We start from the raw sequence: 19,739 nt of genomic DNA on the forward strand, positions 1-19,739 counted from the left end.
TGCCATGGCGTTGTGTGAGATAGTTTTCGTGGAGAAGTCTATCACTTAAATGTAGACGAACAAGGAGGGAAAATTATGGCAAAACAAAAAATCAGAATCAGATTAAAAGCTTATGATCACCGAGTGATTGATCAATCAGCAGAGAAAATTGTTGAAACTGCAAAACGTTCTGGTGCAGATGTTTCTGGACCAATTCCATTACCAACTGAGAAATCAGTTTATACAATCATTCGTGCGGTACACAAGTACAAAGATTCTCGTGAACAATTCGAACAACGTACACATAAACGTTTAATCGATATTGTTAACCCAACACCAAAAACAGTTGATGCTTTAATGGGCTTAAACTTACCATCTGGTGTAGACATCGAAATTAAATTATAATAGATAAATTTTAGGAGGTGGACTTTCGATGACCAAAGGAATCTTAGGAAGAAAAATTGGGATGACTCAAGTATTCGGAGAAAACGGTGAATTAATCCCAGTTACAGTAGTAGAGGCAAGCCAAAACGTAGTATTACAAAAGAAAACTGAAGAAGTTGATGGTTATAACGCTATCCAAGTAGGTTTTGAAGACAAAAAAGCATATAAAAAAGATGCTAAATCAAATAAATATGCTAACAAACCAGCTGAAGGTCACGCTAAAAAAGCAGGCACAGCACCTAAGCGCTTCATTCGTGAATTCAGAAACGTTAACGTTGATGAATACGAAGTAGGTCAAGAAGTCACAGTTGATACTTTTGAAGCTGGAGACATCATTGATGTAACAGGTACTTCAAAAGGTAAAGGTTTCCAAGGTGCAATTAAACGTCATGGCCAAGCACGTGGACCAATGGCTCACGGTTCTCATTTCCACAGAGCGCCAGGTTCAGTAGGTATGGCTTCAGATGCTTCAAGAGTATTCAAAGGCCAAAAAATGCCTGGACGTATGGGTGGTAACACAGTTACAGTTCAAAACTTAGAAGTAGTTCAAGTTGACACTGATAACAACGTTATTTTAGTAAAAGGTAATGTACCTGGACCTAAAAAAGGTTTCTTAGAAATCCAAACTTCAATTAAAAAAGGTAATAAATAATAAGTAGCGAAAGGAGGAAAAGCATAATGGCTAATTATGATGTATTAAAAGTAGACGGATCTAAATCAGGTTCAGTTGAATTAAGCGATTCAGTATTCGCTATTGAACCAAACAACAGTGTTCTTTTCGAAGCAATTAATTTACAACGTGCTTCATTACGCCAAGGAACTCACGCAGTTAAAAATCGCTCAGCAGTTCGCGGCGGTGGACGTAAACCTTGGAGACAAAAAGGTACAGGACGTGCGCGTCAAGGTACTATTCGTGCTCCACAATGGCGCGGTGGTGGTATCGTATTCGGACCAACTCCAAGAAGTTACGCATACAAAATGCCTAAGAAAATGCGTCGTTTAGCATTACGTTCAGCATTATCATTCAAAGTTCAAGAAAACAGCTTTACAATCGTTGATACTTTTGGTTTTGATGCTCCAAAAACAAAAGAATTCAAAAATGTATTAACTACACTTGAACAACCTAAAAAAGTTTTAGTTGTTACTGAAAATGATGACGTAAATGTTGAATTATCTGCACGTAACATCCCTGGTGTACAAGTAAGCACTGCACAAGGTTTAAACGTATTAGATATTACTAGCGCTGATAGTGTTATTATCACTGAATCAGCTGCTAAAAAAGTTGAGGAGGTGCTCGGATAATGGAAGCAAGAGATGTTCTTAAGCGCCCCGTAATCACTGAAAAATCTTCTGAAGCTATGGCTGAAGATAAATATACTTTTGACGTAGATACTCGTGCTAATAAAACACAAGTTAAAATTGCAGTTGAAGAAATTTTCGACGTAAAAGTTGAAAGTGTTAACATCATCAACTACAAACCTAAGAAAAAACGTATGGGCCGTTACCAAGGCTATACAAATAAAAGAAGAAAAGCGATTGTTAAACTAAAAGAAGGTTCAATCGATTTATTCAACTAAAAAATAAAATAAATGTTACCATTAAGGAGGTAAGCGACAATGGCTCTTAAAAAATATAAGCCAATAACAAATGGTCGTCGTAATATGACTAGCTTAGATTTCGCAGAAATTACGAAATCAACACCTGAAAAGTCATTATTACAACCGCTACCGAAAAGAGCGGGCCGTAACAACCAAGGTAAATTGACTGTTCGCCATCATGGTGGAGGACACAAACGTCAATACCGTGTTATCGATTTTAAACGTAATAAAGATGGAATCACTGCAAAAGTTGATTCAATTCAATATGATCCAAACCGTTCAGCAAACATTGCATTATTAGTATATGCAGATGGTGAAAAACGTTACATCATCGCTCCTAAAGGATTACAAGTAGGCCAAACAGTTGAAAGTGGTGAAAATGCAGATATCAAAGTTGGTAATGCATTACCATTACAAAACATTCCAGTTGGTACTGTAATTCACAATATCGAATTAAAACCTGGTAAAGGTGGACAACTTGCTCGTTCAGCAGGTGCAAGTTCACAAGTACTTGGTAAAGAAGGTAAATACGTATTAATCAGATTACGCTCTGGTGAAGTTCGTATGATTTTATCAACATGCCGTGCTACAATCGGTCAAGTTGGTAACTTACAACATGAATTAGTTAACGTTGGTAAAGCCGGACGTTCAAGATGGAAAGGTATCCGTCCTACAGTTCGTGGTTCTGTAATGAACCCTAACGATCACCCACACGGTGGTGGTGAAGGTCGTGCTCCTATCGGTAGACCATCTCCAATGTCACCATGGGGTAAACCAACGCTTGGTAAGAAAACTCGTCGTGGTAAAAAATCATCAGACAAACTTATCGTTCGTGGACGTAAGAAAAAATAATAACAACTTATTTGGGTGTGCGGCGTAACAGCTGCACGCACACAATAAGAAGGGAGGCGCCCAAATGGCTCGTAGTATTAAAAAAGGACCTTTCGTCGATGATCATTTAATGAAAAAAGTAGAAGCTCAAGACGGAAGTGAAAAGAAACAAGTAATCAAAACATGGTCACGTCGTTCTACAATTTTCCCAAATTTCATCGGTCATACTTTTGCAGTATACGATGGTCGTAAACATGTACCTGTATATGTAACTGAGGATATGGTAGGTCACAAATTAGGTGAATTTGCTCCAACTCGTACATTCAAAGGACATGCTGCAGACGATAAAAAAACTAGAAGATAATAAATAGAAGTAGAGGAGGAAATCCTAATGGAAGCAAAAGCGGTTGCTAGAACAATCAGAATCGCACCTCGTAAAGTAAGATTAGTTCTTGACTTAATTAGAGGAAAAAGCGCTGGAGAAGCTATTGCAATTTTAAAATTAACTAACAAAGCTTCATCACCAGTAATCGAAAAAGTATTAATGTCCGCTTTAGCAAATGCTGAACACAACTATGATATGAACACTGATGAGTTAGTTGTTAAAGAAGCATATGCAAATGAAGGACCAACTTTAAAACGTTTCCGTCCACGTGCACAAGGTCGTGCAAGTGCAATCAACAAACGTACAAGCCACATTACAATCGTCGTAAGTGACGGTAAAGAAGAAGCTAAAGAAGCTTAATAATTATTTAAGGAGGGAATACTGTGGGTCAAAAAATTAATCCTATCGGACTTCGTGTCGGAGTCATCCGTGACTGGGAAGCTAAATGGTATGCTGAAAAAGACTTCGCTTCACTTTTACACGAAGATTTAAGAATCCGTAAATTTATTGATAACGAATTAAAAGAAGCATCAGTTTCTCACGTTGAAATCGAACGTGCTGCTAACCGTATTAACATTGCTATCCACACTGGTAAACCAGGTATGGTAATTGGTAAAGGCGGTTCTGAAATTGAAAAACTTCGTAACAAATTAAACACATTAACTGATAAAAAAGTACACATCAACGTTATCGAAATCAAAAAAGTTGATATCGATGCTCGTTTAGTTGCTGAGAACATCGCACGTCAATTAGAAAACCGTGCTTCATTCCGTCGTGTACAAAAACAAGCTATTTCAAGAGCTATGAAACTTGGTGCTAAAGGTATCAAAACTCAAGTATCAGGTCGTTTAGGCGGAGCTGACATCGCTCGTGCTGAACAATATTCAGAAGGAACTGTTCCACTTCATACTTTACGTGCTGACATTGATTATGCACACGCTGAAGCTGACACTACTTACGGTAAATTAGGTGTCAAAGTATGGATCTATCGTGGTGAAGTTCTTCCTACTAAGAATACTAGTGAAGGAGGAAAATAATAATGTTACTACCAAAACGTGTTAAATATCGTCGTCAACATCGTCCAAAAACAACTGGTCGTTCAAAAGGCGGTAACTTTGTAACATTTGGTGAGTTTGGTTTACAAGCAACTACAACGTCTTGGATCACTTCTCGTCAAATCGAATCTGCTCGTATTGCTATGACACGTTACATGAAACGTGGCGGGAAAGTTTGGATCAAAATCTTCCCTCATACACCATATACTAAAAAACCTTTAGAAGTACGTATGGGTGCCGGTAAAGGTGCTGTTGAAGGCTGGATCGCAGTTGTGAAACCAGGTAGAATTTTATTTGAAGTTGCGGGTGTATCTGAAGAAGTAGCTCGTGAAGCATTACGTTTAGCAAGTCACAAACTTCCTGTAAAAACTAAGTTTGTAAAACGTGAAGAATTGGGTGGTGAAACAAATGAAAGCTAAGGAAATTAGAGACTTAACCACTTCAGAAATCGAAGAACAAATCAAATCTTCAAAAGAAGAGCTTTTTAACCTACGCTTTCAGTTAGCTACAGGTCAATTAGAGGAAACTGCACGTATTCGTACAGTTAGAAAAACGATTGCACGTCTAAAAACTGTTGCTCGTGAAAGAGAAATCGAACAAAGTAAAGCTAATCAATAATTTATATGAAAGAGGAGGTTACAAAAGTGAGTGAAAGAAACGATCGTAAAGTTTATGTAGGTAAAGTTGTTTCAGATAAAATGGACAAAACTATTACTGTACTTGTTGAAACTTACAAAACACACAAATTATACGGCAAACGAGTAAAATACTCTAAAAAATATAAAACTCATGATGAAAACAACTCAGCTAAATTAGGGGACATTGTTAAAATTCAAGAAACTCGTCCTTTATCAGCATCTAAACGTTTCCGTTTAGTAGAAATTGTTGAAGAATCAGTAATTATTTAATACAAGATTAGAGATAAGGGAGGTTTAACTAATGATCCAACAAGAAACACGTTTAAAAGTAGCAGACAACTCTGGTGCTCGTGAAGTTCTTACAATTAAAGTATTAGGTGGATCTGGTCGCAAAACAGCGAACATCGGTGATGTTATCGTATGTACTGTTAAAAATGCAACACCAGGTGGCGTTGTTAAAAAAGGTGACGTAGTCAAAGCTGTTGTAGTTAGAACTAAATCAGGCGTACGTCGTAATGATGGTTCTTATATCAAATTTGATGAAAATGCATGTGTTATCATTCGTGATGACAAAGGCCCACGTGGTACTCGTATCTTTGGTCCTGTTGCTCGTGAATTACGTGAAGGTAACTTCATGAAAATCGTATCATTAGCACCAGAAGTACTTTAATATATAAAAACCAAATCATTTAAGGAGGTGCCCACATGCATATCAAAAAAGGTGACAACGTAAAAGTTATCGCAGGTAAAGACAAAGGTAAAGAAGGTAAAGTTATCGCTACTGAACCTAAAAAAGACCGTGTCGTTGTGGAAGGTGTTAACGTTATTAAAAAACACCAAAAACCAACTCAATTAAATCCTGAAGGTGGAATCTTAGAAACAGAGGCAGCTATCCATGTTTCTAACGTACAATTATTAGACCCTAAAACAAATGAACCTACTCGTGTTGGTTACAAATTTGTTGATGGTAAAAAAGTTCGTATCGCTAAAAAATCAGGCGAAGAAATCAAAACTAATAATTAATAACTAGTTGAAAGGAGGATCCACTTTGAACCGTTTAAAAGAAAGATATAATACTGAAGTTACTGAAAACTTAGTGAAAAAATTTAACTATAGTTCTGTAATGGAAGTACCAAAAATCGAAAAAATCGTTGTAAATATGGGTGTAGGTGATGCAGTTCAAAACTCAAAAGTATTAGATAATGCTGTAGAAGAGTTAGAATTAATCACTGGTCAAAAACCATTAATCACAAAAGCTAAAAAATCAGTTGCAACATTCCGTTTACGTGAAGGTATGCCAATCGGTGCAAAAGTTACTCTTCGCGGAGAAAGAATGTATGAATTCTTAGATAAATTAATCGCAGTTTCATTACCTCGTGTACGTGACTTCCAAGGTGTTTCTAAAACAGCATTCGATGGTCGCGGTAACTACACTCTAGGAGTTAAAGAACAATTAATTTTCCCAGAAATCGATTATGATAAAGTAAGTAAAGTAAGAGGAATGGATATTGTTATCGTAACAACTGCTAACACTGACGAGGAAGCTCGTGAATTGTTAACAAACTTCGGTATGCCATTTCGTAAATAATCTCTAAAAAGGAGGCTAATTAAGTGGCTAAAACTTCTATGGTTGCTAAGCAACAGAAAAAACAAAAATATGCAGTACGTGAATATACTCGTTGTGAACGTTGTGGTCGTCCACATTCTGTATATCGTAAATTCAAATTATGCCGTATTTGTTTCCGTGAATTAGCTTACAAAGGCCAAATTCCTGGCGTACGCAAAGCTAGCTGGTAATATAAAGAGTCTGAAAGGAGGCAACAATCAATGACAATGACAGATCCAATCGCAGATATGCTTACTCGTGTAAGAAACGCAAACATGGTGCGTCACGAGAAATTAGAATTACCTGCGTCTAACATTAAAAAACAAATTGCTGAAATCTTAAAAAATGAAGGTTTCATTAAAAACGTAGAATATGTTGAAGATGATAAACAAGGTGTTATTCGTTTATTCTTAAAATATGGACAAAACAATGAACGTGTTATCACAGGATTAAAACGTATCTCTAAACCAGGTTTACGTGTTTATGCTAAAGCAAACGAAGTACCTAAAGTATTAAACGGTTTAGGTATTGCATTAGTTTCAACTTCTGAAGGTGTTATCACTGATAAAGAAGCTAGAAAACGTAATGTTGGTGGAGAAATTATCGCATACGTTTGGTAATAATAAATAAGGAGGTGCCATAACATGAGTCGTGTTGGTAAAAAAATTATTGACATTCCTAGCGACGTTACAGTAACTTTTGATGGTCATACTGCTACTGTAAAAGGTCCTAAAGGTGAATTAACTAGAACATTTAATGAAAGAATGACTTTCAAACAAGAAGAAAACACATTAGAAGTTGTAAGACCTACTGATTCTAAAGAAGACAGAACAGTTCACGGTACAACTCGTGCTTTATTAAACAATATGGTACAAGGTGTTTCTCAAGGTTTTGAAAAAACACTTGAACTTGTTGGTGTAGGTTACCGTGCTCAAATGCAAGGTAATGACTTAGTATTAAACGTTGGTTACTCTCATCCTGTTGAAATTAAAGCTGAAAATGGCATTACTTTCGCAGTAGAGAAAAACACAACAGTACGCGTATCTGGTGTATCTAAAGAACAAGTTGGAGCTATCGCTTCTAACATCCGTTCAATAAGACCTCCAGAACCTTATAAAGGAAAAGGTATCCGTTACCAAGGTGAATATGTTCGCCGTAAAGAAGGTAAAACTGGTAAATAATAGATAACTCTCTCAAGAAAGGAGTAATAATATGATCAGTAAAATTGATAAAAACAAAGTGCGTTTGAAAAGACATGCTCGTGTGCGTACTAAATTATCAGGTACAGCTGAAAAACCACGTTTAAATGTATATCGTTCAAACAAACACATTTATGCTCAAATTATTGATGACGTTAATGGTCAAACATTAGCTCAAGCTTCATCAAAAGATAAAGACATTGCTAACGAATCTTCTTCAAAAGTTGATTTATCAACTAAAGTAGGAGAAGCAATTGCTAAAAAAGCATCTGACAAAGGTATTAAAGAAATCGTATTTGATCGTGGCGGTTACTTATACCATGGTCGTGTGAAAGCATTAGCAGAAGCTGCTAGAGAAAGCGGATTAGAATTTTAATTTAAAGGAGGGACAAACACATGGCTCGTAGAGAAGAAGAAACGAAAGAATTTGAAGAACGCGTTGTTACAATCAACCGTGTTGCTAAAGTTGTTAAAGGTGGACGTCGTTTCCGTTTCACTGCATTAGTAGTAGTTGGAGATAAAAATGGTCGTGTAGGTTTCGGTACTGGTAAAGCACAAGAGGTACCAGAAGCTATCAAAAAAGCTGTAGAAGCAGCTAAAAAAGATTTAGTAGTCGTTCCACGTGTTGAAGGAACTACTCCTCATACAATTACTGGTCGTTATGGTTCAGGTAGCGTATTCATGAAACCAGCTGCACCTGGTACAGGAGTTATCGCTGGTGGTCCAGTACGTGCCGTATTAGAATTAGCAGGTATCACTGATATCTTAAGTAAATCATTAGGATCTAACACACCAATTAACATGGTTCGTGCTACAATCAATGGTTTACAAAACCTTAAAAACGCTGAAGATGTTGCTAAATTACGCGGCAAATCAGTTGAAGAATTATATAATTAAGGAGGGAAAATAAATAATGGCTAAATTACAAATTACCCTCACTCGTAGTGTTATTGGTCGTCCTGAAACACAACGTAAAACTGTTGAAGCTTTAGGTCTTAAAAAGACTAATAGCTCAGTAGTTGTTGAAGATAACCCTGCAATCCGTGGGCAAATCAACAAAGTTAAACACTTATTAACAGTTGAAGAAAAATAATTAAGGAGGTGCCTATAAAATGAAATTACATGAGTTAAAAGCAGCTGAAGGTTCACGTCGTGTACGTAACCGTGTTGGTCGTGGTGCTGGTACAGGTAATGGTAAAACTAGTGGTCGCGGTCAAAAAGGTCAAAAAGCACGTTCAGGTGGTGGCGTAAGACCTGGATTCGAAGGTGGTCAATTACCTTTATTCCGTCGTTTACCAAAACGAGGTTTCACTAACATCAACCGTAAAGAATATGCTATTGTTAACTTAGACCAACTTAATAAATTTGAAGATGGTACTGAAGTAACTCCAGCTTTATTAGTAGAAACTGGTGTAGTTAAGAATGAAAAATCTGGTATTAAAGTACTAGGTAATGGTTCACTTGACAAAAAGTTAACAGTGAAAGCTCACAAATTCTCAGCTTCAGCAGTTGAAGCTATCGATGCTAAAGGTGGAGCACACGAGGTGATCTAATGTTCCAAACGCTAGTGAGCTTCTTTAAAACTAAAGAAGTTCGAAATAAGATTTTCTTTACCTTAGCAATGTTAGTTATATTCAAAATAGGAACTTATATTCCGGCTCCTGGTGTAAATCCAGAGCCTTTTGAACAACAAGGTTCTGATCAAGGTGTCGCTGCTCTTCTTAACACGTTTGGTGGCGGAGCCTTAAAGAACTTTTCAATATTTGCTATGGGTATTATGCCCTACATCACAGCATCTATCGTAATGCAATTGTTACAGATGGATATTGTGCCTAAGTTCTCTGAATGGGCAAAACAAGGTGAAGTAGGTAAAAGAAAACTTAGCAATGTAACACGTTATTTCGCTATCATATTGGCTTTTATTCAGTCAATTGGTATGGCATTCCAATTTAATAACTATCTTGGCGGTCGATTAATTATTCATCAGTCTGTCATGAGTTATTTATTGATTGCTATTGTATTAACAGCAGGAACTGCATTTTTAATTTGGCTTGGTGACCAAATCACTCAATTTGGCGTTGGTAATGGTATTTCAATTATTATCTTCGCTGGTATCTTGTCAACATTACCATCATCAATTATCCAATTTGCACAACAGGCATTTGTTGGTAATGATGATACAACGTTGGCATGGTTAAAAGTAATTGGGTTAATTGTCGGTTTAATTTTGCTAACAATGGGAGCAATTTACGTATTAGAAGCTAAACGTAAAATTCCGATTCAATATGCAAAAAAACAAACAGGTCAAAGATTAGGTTCACAGGCAACTTATCTACCTTTAAAAGTTAACTCAGCAGGGGTTATCCCAGTAATCTTTGCGATGGCATTTTTCCTATTGCCAAGAACATTAACATTGTTCTTCCCTAAAGCTGACTGGGCGCAAACAATATCTGAATATGCTAACCCTTCAAACACTTACGGCATGATAGTTTATGTAATTTTAATTATTGCATTTACTTATTTCTATGCCTTTGTTCAAGTTAATCCTGAAAAAATGGCAGATAACTTGAAGAAACAAGGTAGCTATGTACCAGGAATTAGACCTGGTGACCAAACGAAAAAATATATTACTAAAGTACTTTATCGCTTAACTTTTGTAGGCTCTATTTTCTTAGCTGTTATTGCTATCTTACCAATCTTAGCTACTAAGTTTATGAACTTACCTCAATCAATTCAAATTGGTGGTACAAGTTTATTAATCGTTATTGGTGTAGCAATTGAAACTATGAAATCACTTGAAGCCCAAGTGAGTCAGAAAGAATATAAAGGCTTTGGTGGTAGATAATTTGTAGGAGGGCAATTTATGAATATCATTTTAATGGGTTTACCTGGCGCAGGTAAAGGAACTCAAGCGAGTGAAATTGTTAAGAAATTCCCAATACCACATATATCTACTGGTGACATGTTCAGAAAAGCGATTAAAGATGAAACAGATTTAGGAAAAGAAGCTAAATCTTACATGGATCGTGGAGAATTAGTCCCTGATGAAGTTACTGTAGGTATCGTTAAAGAAAGAATCTCTGAAGACGATGCAAAAAAAGGATTCTTATTAGATGGTTTCCCTAGAACAATCGATCAAGCTGAGGCATTAAATAATATTATGTCTGAGCTTGGTAGAAACATTGATGCTGTAATTAACATCGAAGTTCCTGAGGAAGAATTAATGAATCGTCTTACAGGTCGTCGTATCTGTGAGAAATGTGGTACAACTTATCATCTTGTATTTAATCCTCCAAAGGTTGATGGTGTATGTGATATCGATGGTGGAAAGCTTTATCAACGTGAAGATGATAATCCAGAAACAGTATCTAATCGTTTAAGCGTGAATGTTAAACAATCTAAACCTATTTTAGAGTACTATGAAGAAAAAGGTGTATTGAAAAACATTGACGGTGCGAATGATATTGATCAAGTAACCAAAGATGTCATTGATATCTTAGATCAATTAAAATAGATCAACTTAGTACGGTCTATGTGTAAGTGAATTTTGATTAGGTTTCTCTGGCAAGAATTAATTTTCTGAGTGTCGAAAGACGATAATAATTCCCGCATTTTGTTAAACTTATAATAACTAGTCACTATATTAGATTCGTATCGTTGAAGTTGTCTATTGACGATTACCTTACTATTGTAAAAAGGGGGAAGTTAATCAATGGCGAAACAAGATGTAATTGAATTAGAAGGTACAGTACTTGATACTTTACCAAATGCTATGTTTAAAGTAGAATTAGAAAATGGTCATGAAATTTTAGCGCATGTTAGTGGTAAAATTAGAATGAATTATATTCGAATTCTACCTGGCGACAAAGTAACTGTAGAAATGTCTCCGTATGATTTATCACGCGGTAGAATTACTTATCGTTATAAATAATCGTCACTCCATAATATAGGGAGGTATAAAAATGAAAGTAAGACCATCAGTTAAACCAATTTGCGAAAAATGTAAAGTCATTAAACGTAAAGGTAAAGTAATGGTAATTTGTGACAATCCTAAGCACAAACAAAGACAAGGTTAATAAAAGAGAGGTGTAAATATATATGGCACGTATTGCAGGAGTAGATATTCCACGTGAAAAACGCGTTGTTATTTCATTAACTTATGTATACGGTATCGGTACTTCAACAGCTAAAAAAATCGTTGAAGATGCTAACGTATCAGCTGACACACGCGTAAAAGATTTAACAGATGACGAATTAGGTCGTATCCGTGAAGTTGTAGACGGTTATAAAGTTGAAGGTGACTTACGTCGTGAACAAAACTTAAATATCAAACGTTTGATGGAAATTTCATCATACCGTGGTATCCGTCACCGTCGTGGTTTACCAGTTCGTGGACAAAAAACTAAAAACAACGCTCGTACTCGTAAAGGCCCAGTTAAAACTGTAGCTAACAAGAAAAAATAATAGGTAAAGGAGGCAAAATATAAATGGCACGTAAACAAGTATCTCGTAAACGTAGAGTTAAAAAGAATATTGAAAATGGTGTAGCTCACATCCGTTCAACATTCAATAATACAATCGTAACTATCACTGATGAATTTGGTAATGCTTTATCTTGGTCATCAGCTGGTGCATTAGGTTTCAAAGGATCTAAAAAATCAACACCATTCGCAGCTCAAATGGCATCTGAAACTGCTTCAAAATCAGCAATGGAACATGGTTTAAAAACTGTAGAAGTTACAGTAAAAGGACCTGGACCTGGTCGTGAATCAGCTATCCGTGCATTACAATCAGCTGGTTTAGAAGTAACTGCAATCAGAGACGTTACTCCAGTACCACACAACGGTTGTCGTCCACCAAAACGTCGTCGCGTCTAATTTTTAATGATTGTTATTGTTACAGGTCACTGAGCGAAACAGTTTAAAAAATAAGTCGACGTATTTAAGGAGGATTTTTGTAAATGATAGAAATTGAAAAACCTAGAATTGAGACAATTGAAATTAGTGAAGATGCTAAATTCGGTAAGTTCGTTGTTGAACCACTTGAACGTGGCTACGGTACTACACTAGGAAACTCCTTACGTCGTATCCTACTATCTTCATTACCAGGTGCTGCCGTTAAGTACATTGAGATCGAAGGTGTTTTACACGAATTCTCAGCTATAGATAATGTCGTTGAAGATGTTTCAACTATTATTATGAACATCAAAAAATTAGCGTTTAAAATCTATTCTGAAGAAGATAAAACATTAGAAATCGATGTTAGAGATGAAGGCGAAGTAACTGCAAGTGACATTACGCATGATAGTGATGTTGAAGTTCTAAACCCAGAACTTAAAATCGCAACAGTGTCTAAAGGTGGACATTTAAAAATTCGTCTTGTTGCTAATAAGGGTAGAGGTTACGCATTAGCAGAACAAAATAATACTAGTGATTTACCAATTGGTGTAATTCCTGTTGATTCACTATATTCACCTGTTGAACGTGTTAACTATACAGTTGAAAATACACGTGTAGGTCAAAGTAGTGATTTTGATAAATTAACTTTAGATGTTTGGACTAATGGTTCAATCACTCCACAAGAGTCAGTATCATTAGCTGCTAAAATTATGACTGAACATTTAAATATTTTCGTTGGTCTTACTGATGAAGCTCAAAATGCTGAAATCATGATTGAAAAAGAAGAAGACCAAAAAGAAAAAGTACTTGAAATGTCTATCGAAGAATTAGACTTATCAGTACGTTCATATAACTGTTTAAAACGCGCAGGAATCAATTCTGTACAAGAATTAGCTGACAAATCAGAAGCTGATATGATGAAAGTGCGTAATTTAGGTCGTAAATCTCTTGAAGAAGTTAAATACAAATTAGAAGATTTAGGATTAGGTTTAAGAAAAGAAGATTAATAAGTTAAAGGAGGTCAACTCATGGGTTACAGAAAATTAGGTCGTACTTCTGATCAACGTAAAGCTATGTTACGTGACTTAGCTACTTCACTTATCGTTAGTGAACGCATTGAAACTACAGAAGCTCGTGCAAAAGAAGTTCGTAGTGTTGTTGAGAAATTAATCACTTTAGGTAAAAAAGGAGATTTAGCTTCTCGTCGTAATGCTGCTAAAACATTACGTAATGTTGAAATCTTAAACGAAGATGAAACTACACAAACTGCACTTCAAAAATTATTTGGTGAAATTGCTGAACGTTATACAGAACGTCAAGGTGGTTACACTCGCATCCTTAAAGTAGGCCCTCGTCGTGGTGACGGTGCTGAATCAGTTATTATCGAATTAGTAGATTAATTCTATATATAAATACACTAACTACTTATATTAAAGCAAATGAGTGCAACGATAATGTTTGCCACATACAAATATTGTCTAGCTCAGAGTGCCCCATCAATTAAATATTATTTTAAAGCGTGAACTCAACTAAAATATGATGGGGTGCGCGCTTTTTTATTTTATATAATCCCTAAAGAGAGACATAGATATTTCCATGTCTCTCTTTTATTTATGCTTTGTGATTCGCTCATATACAGAATGCAAGTAATCATGTAAAATATGATAATAAATATATTTTTAGGAGGACAAACACAGTGGAGGTACAACGACAGAATATAATTGAGCTTAAGCATGTTGACTTTCGATATCAAGGAGATTCATCCTTCACACTAAAAGATGTTTCCTTCACTATCCCTAAAAATAAGTGGACGTCAATTGTAGGACATAATGGATCTGGTAAATCAACACTTGCTAAACTTATCGTTGGCATTGAAACAGCTACTGAGGGAAATATTTATTTCAACAACCAGAAGTTGACAGATGACAATCTCAGAGACATAAGAAATCATATTGGAATTGTTTTTCAAAACCCTGAGAATCAATTTGTAGGATCAATTGTGAAATATGATGTTGCATTTGGTTTGGAGAATCACTCAGTTTCTCATGAAGCAATGCATGAAATTGTAAACCAGGCATTGGAAGATGTTGGGATGTTAGACTATGAAGATTATGAACCTCAATCTTTATCAGGTGGACAAAAGCAAAGAGTAGCGATTGCTGGCGTTTTAGCATTAAGTCCTTCAGTAATTATTCTTGATGAAGCCACATCGATGTTAGATCCTTCCGCTAAACAATCACTCCTTAAACTCATTCATAAAGTGAAGCAAGAAAAAGATGTGACAATTATTTCAATTACCCATGACTTAACAGAAGCCATGGAAAGTGACTATATGGTAGTAATGAATCAAGGGCAAGTGTATAAAGAAGGTACGCCTCAATCTATCTTTAAAGATGTTCATGAATTGAAAGAGATTGGATTAGATTTACCTTTCTCTATGAAAATGAATCAACTATTAGGATTTAAAGATGAGTATACTACCTATGAAGGGTTGGTAGATAAATTATGACGATTACATTTAATGATGTGACTTATACTTATCAAATTGGGACCCCTTATGAATATCCAGCATTAAAAGATATCAATTTGACTTTAGAACAAGGGAAATATTATGCGATTGTAGGTCAAACTGGAAGTGGGAAATCTACTCTGATTCAACACTTTAATGGCTTACTAAAACCTACAACAGGGTCTATAGAATTTAACGATTTTACTATCACCCATAAAACTAAAGATAAATATATTAGAGCGCTACGCCAAAAGGTAGGATTAGTGTTTCAATTTCCTGAATCTCAACTTTTCGAGGACAACGTAGAACGAGAGATTGAGTTTGGTCCACGTAACTTTAAAATGGACATAGAACAAGTTAAAGCACGTGCATATGATTTATTATTAGAACTTGGCTTTTCTAGAGATGTCATGGCTTTGTCTCCATTCCAAATGTCAGGAGGACAAATGCGTAAGATTGCAATTGTTTCTATTTTAGCAATGAATCCGGATATTATTATATTGGATGAACCCACAGCAGGTCTAGATCCTAAAAGTCGTCACCAAGTGATGGAATTATTTAAAAAAATACAACTTGAACATAATAAGACGATTATTCTTGTTTCTCATGATATGAATGATGTGGCTAAATACGCTGATGAAATCATTGTGATGAAAGAAGGAAGAATAGTTGAACAAGTATCTCCAAGAAAGTTATTTAAGAACGAAGCGCAACTTAATGAATGGCATATTGCGTTGCCAGATATTGTTCGCTTACAAAAAGACTTTGAACACAAGTATCAAATGGAGTTAAGTGACGTAGCTTTAACAGAAGAAGAATTTGCAAAATTGTATCAGGAGTGGCATCAACATGAAAAATAAATTAATTATTGGACGCTATCTTCCTCTAGATTCATGGGTACATCACTTAGATCCAAGAGCAAAGATAATATTTGCTTTCTTGTTCATTGTGCTCATCTTCTTCGCTCATTCGTTTGCGACATTCGGTTGGATTATATTATTAATATTACTTATTATGATGCTATCCAAAATTAAATTTTGGTTTTTAATTAAAGGGTTAACACCTATATTTATCTTTTTAATATTTACTTTTTTAATGCATATCTTCTTTACCCATGGTGGCACAAGATTAGTAGAGTTTGGATTTATTAAAATTGATAGTGAAGGTGTATTGGAAGGTATTTTTATCTCTTTACGTTTAATTACTATCGTTATGATTGCGACAATCATGACGCTTTCAACAAGCCCAATTGATTTAACCGATGCTTTTGAAAAGTTATTAACCCCATTAAAATGGTTTAAAGTACCAGTGCATCAATTGAGCATGATTATGTCTATTGCATTAAGATTTATTCCAACATTAATGGATGAATTAGATAAAATTATCCTAGCTCAGAAGTCACGTGGCTCTGAAATCAGTTCAGGTAATCTCACAACGCGTATTAAAGCATTTATACCTTTAATGATTCCATTATTTATTTCAGCTTTTCAAAGAGCAGAGGAGCTCGCTATTGCAATGGAAGTGCGTGGGTATGACGCTAATATTAAAAGAACAAGCTATAGAAAATTACAATGGAGCTTAAGAGATACGATTTGTTTATTAAGCATCGTTCCGATAGCTATTGTACTATTTATATTAAAATATATTGGAGTGTAATATCGTGCGAATTCTAGTCAATATTTCGTACCAAGGAAGTCAATTTTTAGGCTTTCAAATTCAACAGCAAGGACGAACAGTCCAGCAACAATTTGAAAAAATATTAAAACGTATGCACCGTCGTCATGTACGCATTCATCCTTCGAGCCGTACAGACCGTGGTGTACATGCCTATGAACAGTATTTCCACTTCGATACTGAATTAAATATTGCGCCTCAGCAGTGGAAGTATGCCATGAATAGTGCGTTACCTGACGATATTTATGTTAAAGAGGTGCAACAAGTCGATGAAGAATTTCATTGCCGTTATGACTGCGTAGGCAAACGATATCGTTATAAAGTCTATCAAGCCGAACATCGCAATCCATTCGAAAGTGGATTAAAGACTTTCATTAAAGATGATTTAGATTTTGAAAAGATGAACGAAGCGGCACAACACTTTATTGGCACACATGATTTCACAGGATTTTGTTCTCAAAAGACAGAAGTAGAAAGTAAAGAACGTACATTGTATCAAAGCGAAATAGTGAAGACTGCTGAAAGCTTTGACTACATCGTTACAGGATCGGGCTTTTTATATAATATGGTGCGCGTATTAGTAGCATTTCTTATTGAAGTTGGAAAAGGTAAACGCCAACCTGACGAGGTGCCAACACTTTTAAAAGAAAAAAATCGTAATAACGTACCATTTACAGCACCGGCAGAAGGACTGTACTTAGAAAAGATTTATTTAGCTCCAGAAGAGCTTATTAGCGACTTTGGAAACGATATAAAAATTCATTATAAAAAATCGTTACAAAATCACTAATTTGCATTGACAAACAAGAGTAAAAAATATAACATAGTTAACGGTATTGTTTTATATCATCCCACGATAAGCCCCGGAAACTTATTGTGTTACAAGATATATAAGCAGATTATACAGGATAAAATAAATGAACATTTACGCTTTAAAATCGTAACAGAATTTACTAGGTTGCAGGCCTCGTTCGTAGGTTCGACTGCGATGAGTACCTGCAATCTAAGACGAAGCATTTATTTTTAGGAGGACAATTATTATGCGTCAAACATTTATGGCAAATGAATCAAACATTGAGCGCAAATGGTATGTTATTGATGCTGAAGGCCAAACATTAGGTCGTTTATCATCAGAAGTAGCATCTATCTTACGCGGTAAAAATAAAGTAACTTATACACCACACGTTGACACAGGTGACTATGTAATCATCATCAACGCTGAAAAAATCGAATTAACTGGTAAAAAAGAATCAGATAAAATTTACTATCGTCACTCTAACCACCCAGGCGGTATCAAATCAGTTACTGCTGGTGAGTTAAAACGTAATAACCCAGAACGTTTACTTGAAACTTCTATCAAAGGTATGTTACCAAGTTCACGTTTAGGTGAAAAACAAGGTAAAAAATTATTTGTATATCGTGGCGCTGAACACCCACACGCTGCACAACAACCAGAAAACTACGAGTTACGTGGTTAATTAAAAGGAGGAAATTACATTGGCACAAGTTGAATATAGAGGTACAGGCCGTCGTAAAAACTCAGTAGCACGTGTACGTTTAGTACCAGGTGAAGGTAATATCACAGTAAACGAACGTGACGTACGTGAGTACTTACCATTCGAATCATTAATCTTAGACTTAAACCAACCATTCGATGTTACTGAAACTAAAGGTAACTATGATGTATTAGTTAACGTACACGGTGGTGGTTTCACTGGACAAGCTCAAGCTATCCGTCACGGAATCGCTCGTGCATTATTAGAAGCAGATCCTGAATACAGAGGTTCTTTAAAACGTGCAGGTTTATTAACTCGTGACCCACGTATGAAAGAACGTAAAAAACCTGGTCTTAAAAAAGCACGTCGTTCTCCACAATTCTCAAAACGTTAAGATTGGAAACGAACATGTTTTTATCAAGCACTTCTCAATTTCGAGAAGTGCTTTTTTGTATACAAAAAAGCTAGAGATTCTTAAAACCTCTAGCCTTTGAATAATATTTTACCTTTTAAATACTTCTTCGACTACTTCTGTCATATCATTATGAATGACTAAATCTGCTTTTCTATCATATGGTGTTTTATCTCGATTTATAATGACTAAATTATCTCCGGTAAAGTTTGAAATAAATCCAGCAGCTGGTTGTACTACAAGTGATGATCCTAATACAATGACAGTATCTGCTTTTTGAATTTTATCAAGTGCTTTAAACACAGTAGGTTGATCTAACATTTCGCCATATAATACGATATCTGGACGAATGACTTCACCACATTTTTCACAGTATCTTAAATGATGATCCATTACATGTGATTTAGAATATTTTTCACCACATTTAATACAATAAAATCGATTCAATGTACCATGGATTTCATCAATATTTTGACTTCCAGCATCTTCATGTAAGCCATCGATATTTTGAGTGATTACACCTAATGACTTTCCTTCTTTTTCAAGTTCGGCAATCCATTCATGAACGATGTTGGGTTTCTTATCTGCAACGAGTAGGCGTTTATGATAGAAATCAATGAAACTTTCTTTATTATCATTAAGATGATCTATACTTAATAAATATTCTGGTGAATAGCCATCTTTTGAAATTTCGTCAAACAATCCTCCTATTGAACGGAAATCGGGAATACCACTCGCTACTGACACGCCTGCACCAGTAAAGAAGACAATTTTATTTGAGTTATCTATAATTTTTTTGAGTTTTTCAATTTTATTAGCCAAAGTTGTCACCTCATTAAAAGTATTAATTTACTGAATAACCTTCACTTTATATATTATAGTACACACATTTCAAAATAACATTTTATTAAATTCTGCCATAATTAAAAGTTATGATATAAAAATATTAGAGTTCAATCGCTCAATGGTATAAAATTAGTATGCGCTGAAAATCTTTAAACTACATGTCTAAAAC

36 protein-coding genes are annotated in these 19,739 nt (G+C 35.4%); 35 read left to right on the top strand and 1 reads right to left on the bottom strand.

Features of this window, described 5'->3' with window-relative positions:
* Positions 1–75: 75 nt before the first annotated feature.
* The 35 genes from rpsJ (at position 76) to rpsI (ending at position 18,706) form a co-directional block, all read left to right on the top strand.
* A complete protein-coding gene (gene rpsJ / locus E2558_RS07335; RefSeq protein WP_001118667.1) occupies positions 76–384 on the top strand; it encodes a 30S ribosomal protein S10 in 309 nt (102 codons plus the stop codon).
* Between the two features lie 28 nt (positions 385–412).
* Positions 413–1,075 carry a 50S ribosomal protein L3 gene (gene rplC / locus E2558_RS07340; protein ID WP_053028556.1) on the top strand — a complete coding sequence of 221 codons (663 nt, stop codon included), beginning with the start codon at positions 413–415 and terminating at the stop codon, positions 1,073–1,075.
* A gap of 26 nt (positions 1,076–1,101) precedes the next feature.
* Entirely contained in the window at positions 1,102–1,725 is a 624-nt protein-coding gene (gene rplD, locus E2558_RS07345) for a 50S ribosomal protein L4 (RefSeq protein WP_126565803.1), read from the top strand.
* Complete coding sequence (gene rplW / locus E2558_RS07350) at positions 1,725–2,000, top strand: 50S ribosomal protein L23 (protein ID WP_002448403.1); 276 nt, start codon at positions 1,725–1,727, stop codon at positions 1,998–2,000. Before rplD ends, rplW begins: the two co-directional genes overlap by 1 nt.
* Before the next feature lie 39 nt (positions 2,001–2,039).
* Positions 2,040–2,873, top strand: coding sequence for a 50S ribosomal protein L2 (gene rplB / locus E2558_RS07355; protein WP_103297684.1), 834 nt, complete (start codon positions 2,040–2,042; stop codon positions 2,871–2,873).
* A gap of 64 nt (positions 2,874–2,937) precedes the next feature.
* Positions 2,938–3,216: a 30S ribosomal protein S19 gene (gene rpsS, locus E2558_RS07360; RefSeq protein WP_001829710.1), complete on the top strand. Its 279-nt coding sequence runs from the start codon at positions 2,938–2,940 to the stop codon at positions 3,214–3,216.
* Between the two features lie 27 nt (positions 3,217–3,243).
* Positions 3,244–3,597, top strand: a complete 354-nt coding sequence (gene rplV / locus E2558_RS07365; protein ID WP_103297685.1) for a 50S ribosomal protein L22 — start codon at positions 3,244–3,246, stop codon at positions 3,595–3,597.
* Positions 3,598–3,620: 23 nt separating this feature from the next.
* Positions 3,621–4,274: a 30S ribosomal protein S3 gene (gene rpsC, locus E2558_RS07370; RefSeq protein WP_103297686.1), complete on the top strand. Its 654-nt coding sequence runs from the start codon at positions 3,621–3,623 to the stop codon at positions 4,272–4,274.
* Positions 4,275–4,276: 2 nt separating this feature from the next.
* On the top strand, positions 4,277–4,711 hold the full coding sequence (rplP, locus tag E2558_RS07375; protein ID WP_103329034.1) for a 50S ribosomal protein L16: 435 nt from the start codon (positions 4,277–4,279) through the stop codon (positions 4,709–4,711).
* Positions 4,701–4,910 (top strand): 50S ribosomal protein L29, encoded by a 210-nt coding sequence (rpmC, locus tag E2558_RS07380; RefSeq protein ID WP_000644737.1) that lies wholly within the window; start codon positions 4,701–4,703, stop codon positions 4,908–4,910. Before rplP ends, rpmC begins: the two co-directional genes overlap by 11 nt.
* A gap of 26 nt (positions 4,911–4,936) precedes the next feature.
* Positions 4,937–5,200 carry a 30S ribosomal protein S17 gene (rpsQ, locus tag E2558_RS07385; RefSeq protein ID WP_011275131.1) on the top strand — a complete coding sequence of 88 codons (264 nt, stop codon included), beginning with the start codon at positions 4,937–4,939 and terminating at the stop codon, positions 5,198–5,200.
* A gap of 31 nt (positions 5,201–5,231) precedes the next feature.
* Positions 5,232–5,600, top strand: a complete 369-nt coding sequence (gene rplN / locus E2558_RS07390) for a 50S ribosomal protein L14 (RefSeq protein WP_002466492.1) — start codon at positions 5,232–5,234, stop codon at positions 5,598–5,600.
* A gap of 35 nt (positions 5,601–5,635) precedes the next feature.
* On the top strand, positions 5,636–5,953 hold the full coding sequence (gene rplX, locus E2558_RS07395; RefSeq protein WP_033079619.1) for a 50S ribosomal protein L24: 318 nt from the start codon (positions 5,636–5,638) through the stop codon (positions 5,951–5,953).
* Between the two features lie 25 nt (positions 5,954–5,978).
* Entirely contained in the window at positions 5,979–6,518 is a 540-nt protein-coding gene (rplE, locus tag E2558_RS07400; RefSeq protein ID WP_103329033.1) for a 50S ribosomal protein L5, read from the top strand.
* A gap of 23 nt (positions 6,519–6,541) precedes the next feature.
* A complete protein-coding gene (locus E2558_RS07405) occupies positions 6,542–6,727 on the top strand; it encodes a type Z 30S ribosomal protein S14 (RefSeq protein ID WP_001140799.1) in 186 nt (61 codons plus the stop codon).
* A gap of 30 nt (positions 6,728–6,757) precedes the next feature.
* Positions 6,758–7,156 carry a 30S ribosomal protein S8 gene (rpsH, locus tag E2558_RS07410; protein WP_002448514.1) on the top strand — a complete coding sequence of 133 codons (399 nt, stop codon included), beginning with the start codon at positions 6,758–6,760 and terminating at the stop codon, positions 7,154–7,156.
* A gap of 24 nt (positions 7,157–7,180) precedes the next feature.
* Positions 7,181–7,717 (top strand): 50S ribosomal protein L6, encoded by a 537-nt coding sequence (rplF, locus tag E2558_RS07415; protein WP_126565802.1) that lies wholly within the window; start codon positions 7,181–7,183, stop codon positions 7,715–7,717.
* A 31-nt stretch (positions 7,718–7,748) separates the two neighbouring features.
* Positions 7,749–8,111: a 50S ribosomal protein L18 gene (gene rplR, locus E2558_RS07420; protein WP_103297690.1), complete on the top strand. Its 363-nt coding sequence runs from the start codon at positions 7,749–7,751 to the stop codon at positions 8,109–8,111.
* Between the two features lie 20 nt (positions 8,112–8,131).
* A complete protein-coding gene (gene rpsE / locus E2558_RS07425) occupies positions 8,132–8,632 on the top strand; it encodes a 30S ribosomal protein S5 (protein WP_011275137.1) in 501 nt (166 codons plus the stop codon).
* Positions 8,633–8,648: 16 nt separating this feature from the next.
* Positions 8,649–8,828, top strand: coding sequence for a 50S ribosomal protein L30 (gene rpmD, locus E2558_RS07430; RefSeq protein ID WP_001096576.1), 180 nt, complete (start codon positions 8,649–8,651; stop codon positions 8,826–8,828).
* Positions 8,829–8,847: 19 nt separating this feature from the next.
* Positions 8,848–9,288 (top strand): 50S ribosomal protein L15, encoded by a 441-nt coding sequence (gene rplO, locus E2558_RS07435; RefSeq protein ID WP_126565801.1) that lies wholly within the window; start codon positions 8,848–8,850, stop codon positions 9,286–9,288.
* Positions 9,288–10,580 carry a preprotein translocase subunit SecY gene (gene secY, locus E2558_RS07440; protein WP_126565800.1) on the top strand — a complete coding sequence of 431 codons (1,293 nt, stop codon included), beginning with the start codon at positions 9,288–9,290 and terminating at the stop codon, positions 10,578–10,580. Before rplO ends, secY begins: the two co-directional genes overlap by 1 nt.
* Before the next feature lie 18 nt (positions 10,581–10,598).
* Positions 10,599–11,249, top strand: a complete 651-nt coding sequence (locus E2558_RS07445; RefSeq protein WP_126565799.1) for an adenylate kinase — start codon at positions 10,599–10,601, stop codon at positions 11,247–11,249.
* Between the two features lie 198 nt (positions 11,250–11,447).
* The gene (gene infA, locus E2558_RS07450; protein WP_001829792.1) at positions 11,448–11,666 is read left to right on the top strand and encodes a translation initiation factor IF-1; all 219 of its coding nucleotides are present in this window, start codon (positions 11,448–11,450) and stop codon (positions 11,664–11,666) included.
* A gap of 31 nt (positions 11,667–11,697) precedes the next feature.
* The gene (rpmJ, locus tag E2558_RS07455) at positions 11,698–11,811 is read left to right on the top strand and encodes a 50S ribosomal protein L36 (RefSeq protein WP_001829709.1); all 114 of its coding nucleotides are present in this window, start codon (positions 11,698–11,700) and stop codon (positions 11,809–11,811) included.
* A gap of 22 nt (positions 11,812–11,833) precedes the next feature.
* Positions 11,834–12,199 carry a 30S ribosomal protein S13 gene (rpsM, locus tag E2558_RS07460; protein WP_126565798.1) on the top strand — a complete coding sequence of 122 codons (366 nt, stop codon included), beginning with the start codon at positions 11,834–11,836 and terminating at the stop codon, positions 12,197–12,199.
* A 23-nt stretch (positions 12,200–12,222) separates the two neighbouring features.
* On the top strand, positions 12,223–12,612 hold the full coding sequence (rpsK, locus tag E2558_RS07465) for a 30S ribosomal protein S11 (RefSeq protein ID WP_000101625.1): 390 nt from the start codon (positions 12,223–12,225) through the stop codon (positions 12,610–12,612).
* Between the two features lie 83 nt (positions 12,613–12,695).
* Complete coding sequence (locus E2558_RS07470; protein ID WP_126565797.1) at positions 12,696–13,640, top strand: DNA-directed RNA polymerase subunit alpha; 945 nt, start codon at positions 12,696–12,698, stop codon at positions 13,638–13,640.
* Between the two features lie 21 nt (positions 13,641–13,661).
* Entirely contained in the window at positions 13,662–14,033 is a 372-nt protein-coding gene (gene rplQ, locus E2558_RS07475) for a 50S ribosomal protein L17 (protein WP_011275144.1), read from the top strand.
* A 296-nt stretch (positions 14,034–14,329) separates the two neighbouring features.
* Complete coding sequence (locus E2558_RS07480) at positions 14,330–15,142, top strand: energy-coupling factor transporter ATPase (protein WP_126565796.1); 813 nt, start codon at positions 14,330–14,332, stop codon at positions 15,140–15,142.
* On the top strand, positions 15,139–16,002 hold the full coding sequence (locus E2558_RS07485) for an energy-coupling factor transporter ATPase (RefSeq protein WP_126565795.1): 864 nt from the start codon (positions 15,139–15,141) through the stop codon (positions 16,000–16,002). The genes E2558_RS07480 and E2558_RS07485 overlap by 4 nt, the downstream gene beginning before the upstream one ends.
* The gene (locus E2558_RS07490; protein WP_126565794.1) at positions 15,992–16,798 is read left to right on the top strand and encodes an energy-coupling factor transporter transmembrane component T family protein; all 807 of its coding nucleotides are present in this window, start codon (positions 15,992–15,994) and stop codon (positions 16,796–16,798) included. The genes E2558_RS07485 and E2558_RS07490 overlap by 11 nt, the downstream gene beginning before the upstream one ends.
* Before the next feature lie 4 nt (positions 16,799–16,802).
* Positions 16,803–17,606 carry a tRNA pseudouridine(38-40) synthase TruA gene (gene truA / locus E2558_RS07495; protein ID WP_126565793.1) on the top strand — a complete coding sequence of 268 codons (804 nt, stop codon included), beginning with the start codon at positions 16,803–16,805 and terminating at the stop codon, positions 17,604–17,606.
* A gap of 250 nt (positions 17,607–17,856) precedes the next feature.
* Positions 17,857–18,294, top strand: coding sequence for a 50S ribosomal protein L13 (gene rplM / locus E2558_RS07500; protein WP_103329027.1), 438 nt, complete (start codon positions 17,857–17,859; stop codon positions 18,292–18,294).
* Between the two features lie 19 nt (positions 18,295–18,313).
* Positions 18,314–18,706: a 30S ribosomal protein S9 gene (gene rpsI, locus E2558_RS07505; protein WP_011275150.1), complete on the top strand. Its 393-nt coding sequence runs from the start codon at positions 18,314–18,316 to the stop codon at positions 18,704–18,706.
* A 108-nt stretch (positions 18,707–18,814) separates the two neighbouring features.
* On the opposite strand, the gene E2558_RS07510 is transcribed toward rpsI, so the two are convergent.
* Positions 18,815–19,546, bottom strand: a complete 732-nt coding sequence (locus tag E2558_RS07510; protein WP_126565792.1) for an NAD-dependent protein deacylase — start codon at positions 19,544–19,546, stop codon at positions 18,815–18,817.
* Positions 19,547–19,739 lie beyond the last annotated feature (193 nt).

This window comes from Staphylococcus pragensis, from assembly GCF_004785665.1.
Taxonomy (GTDB): domain Bacteria; phylum Bacillota; class Bacilli; order Staphylococcales; family Staphylococcaceae; genus Staphylococcus; species Staphylococcus pragensis.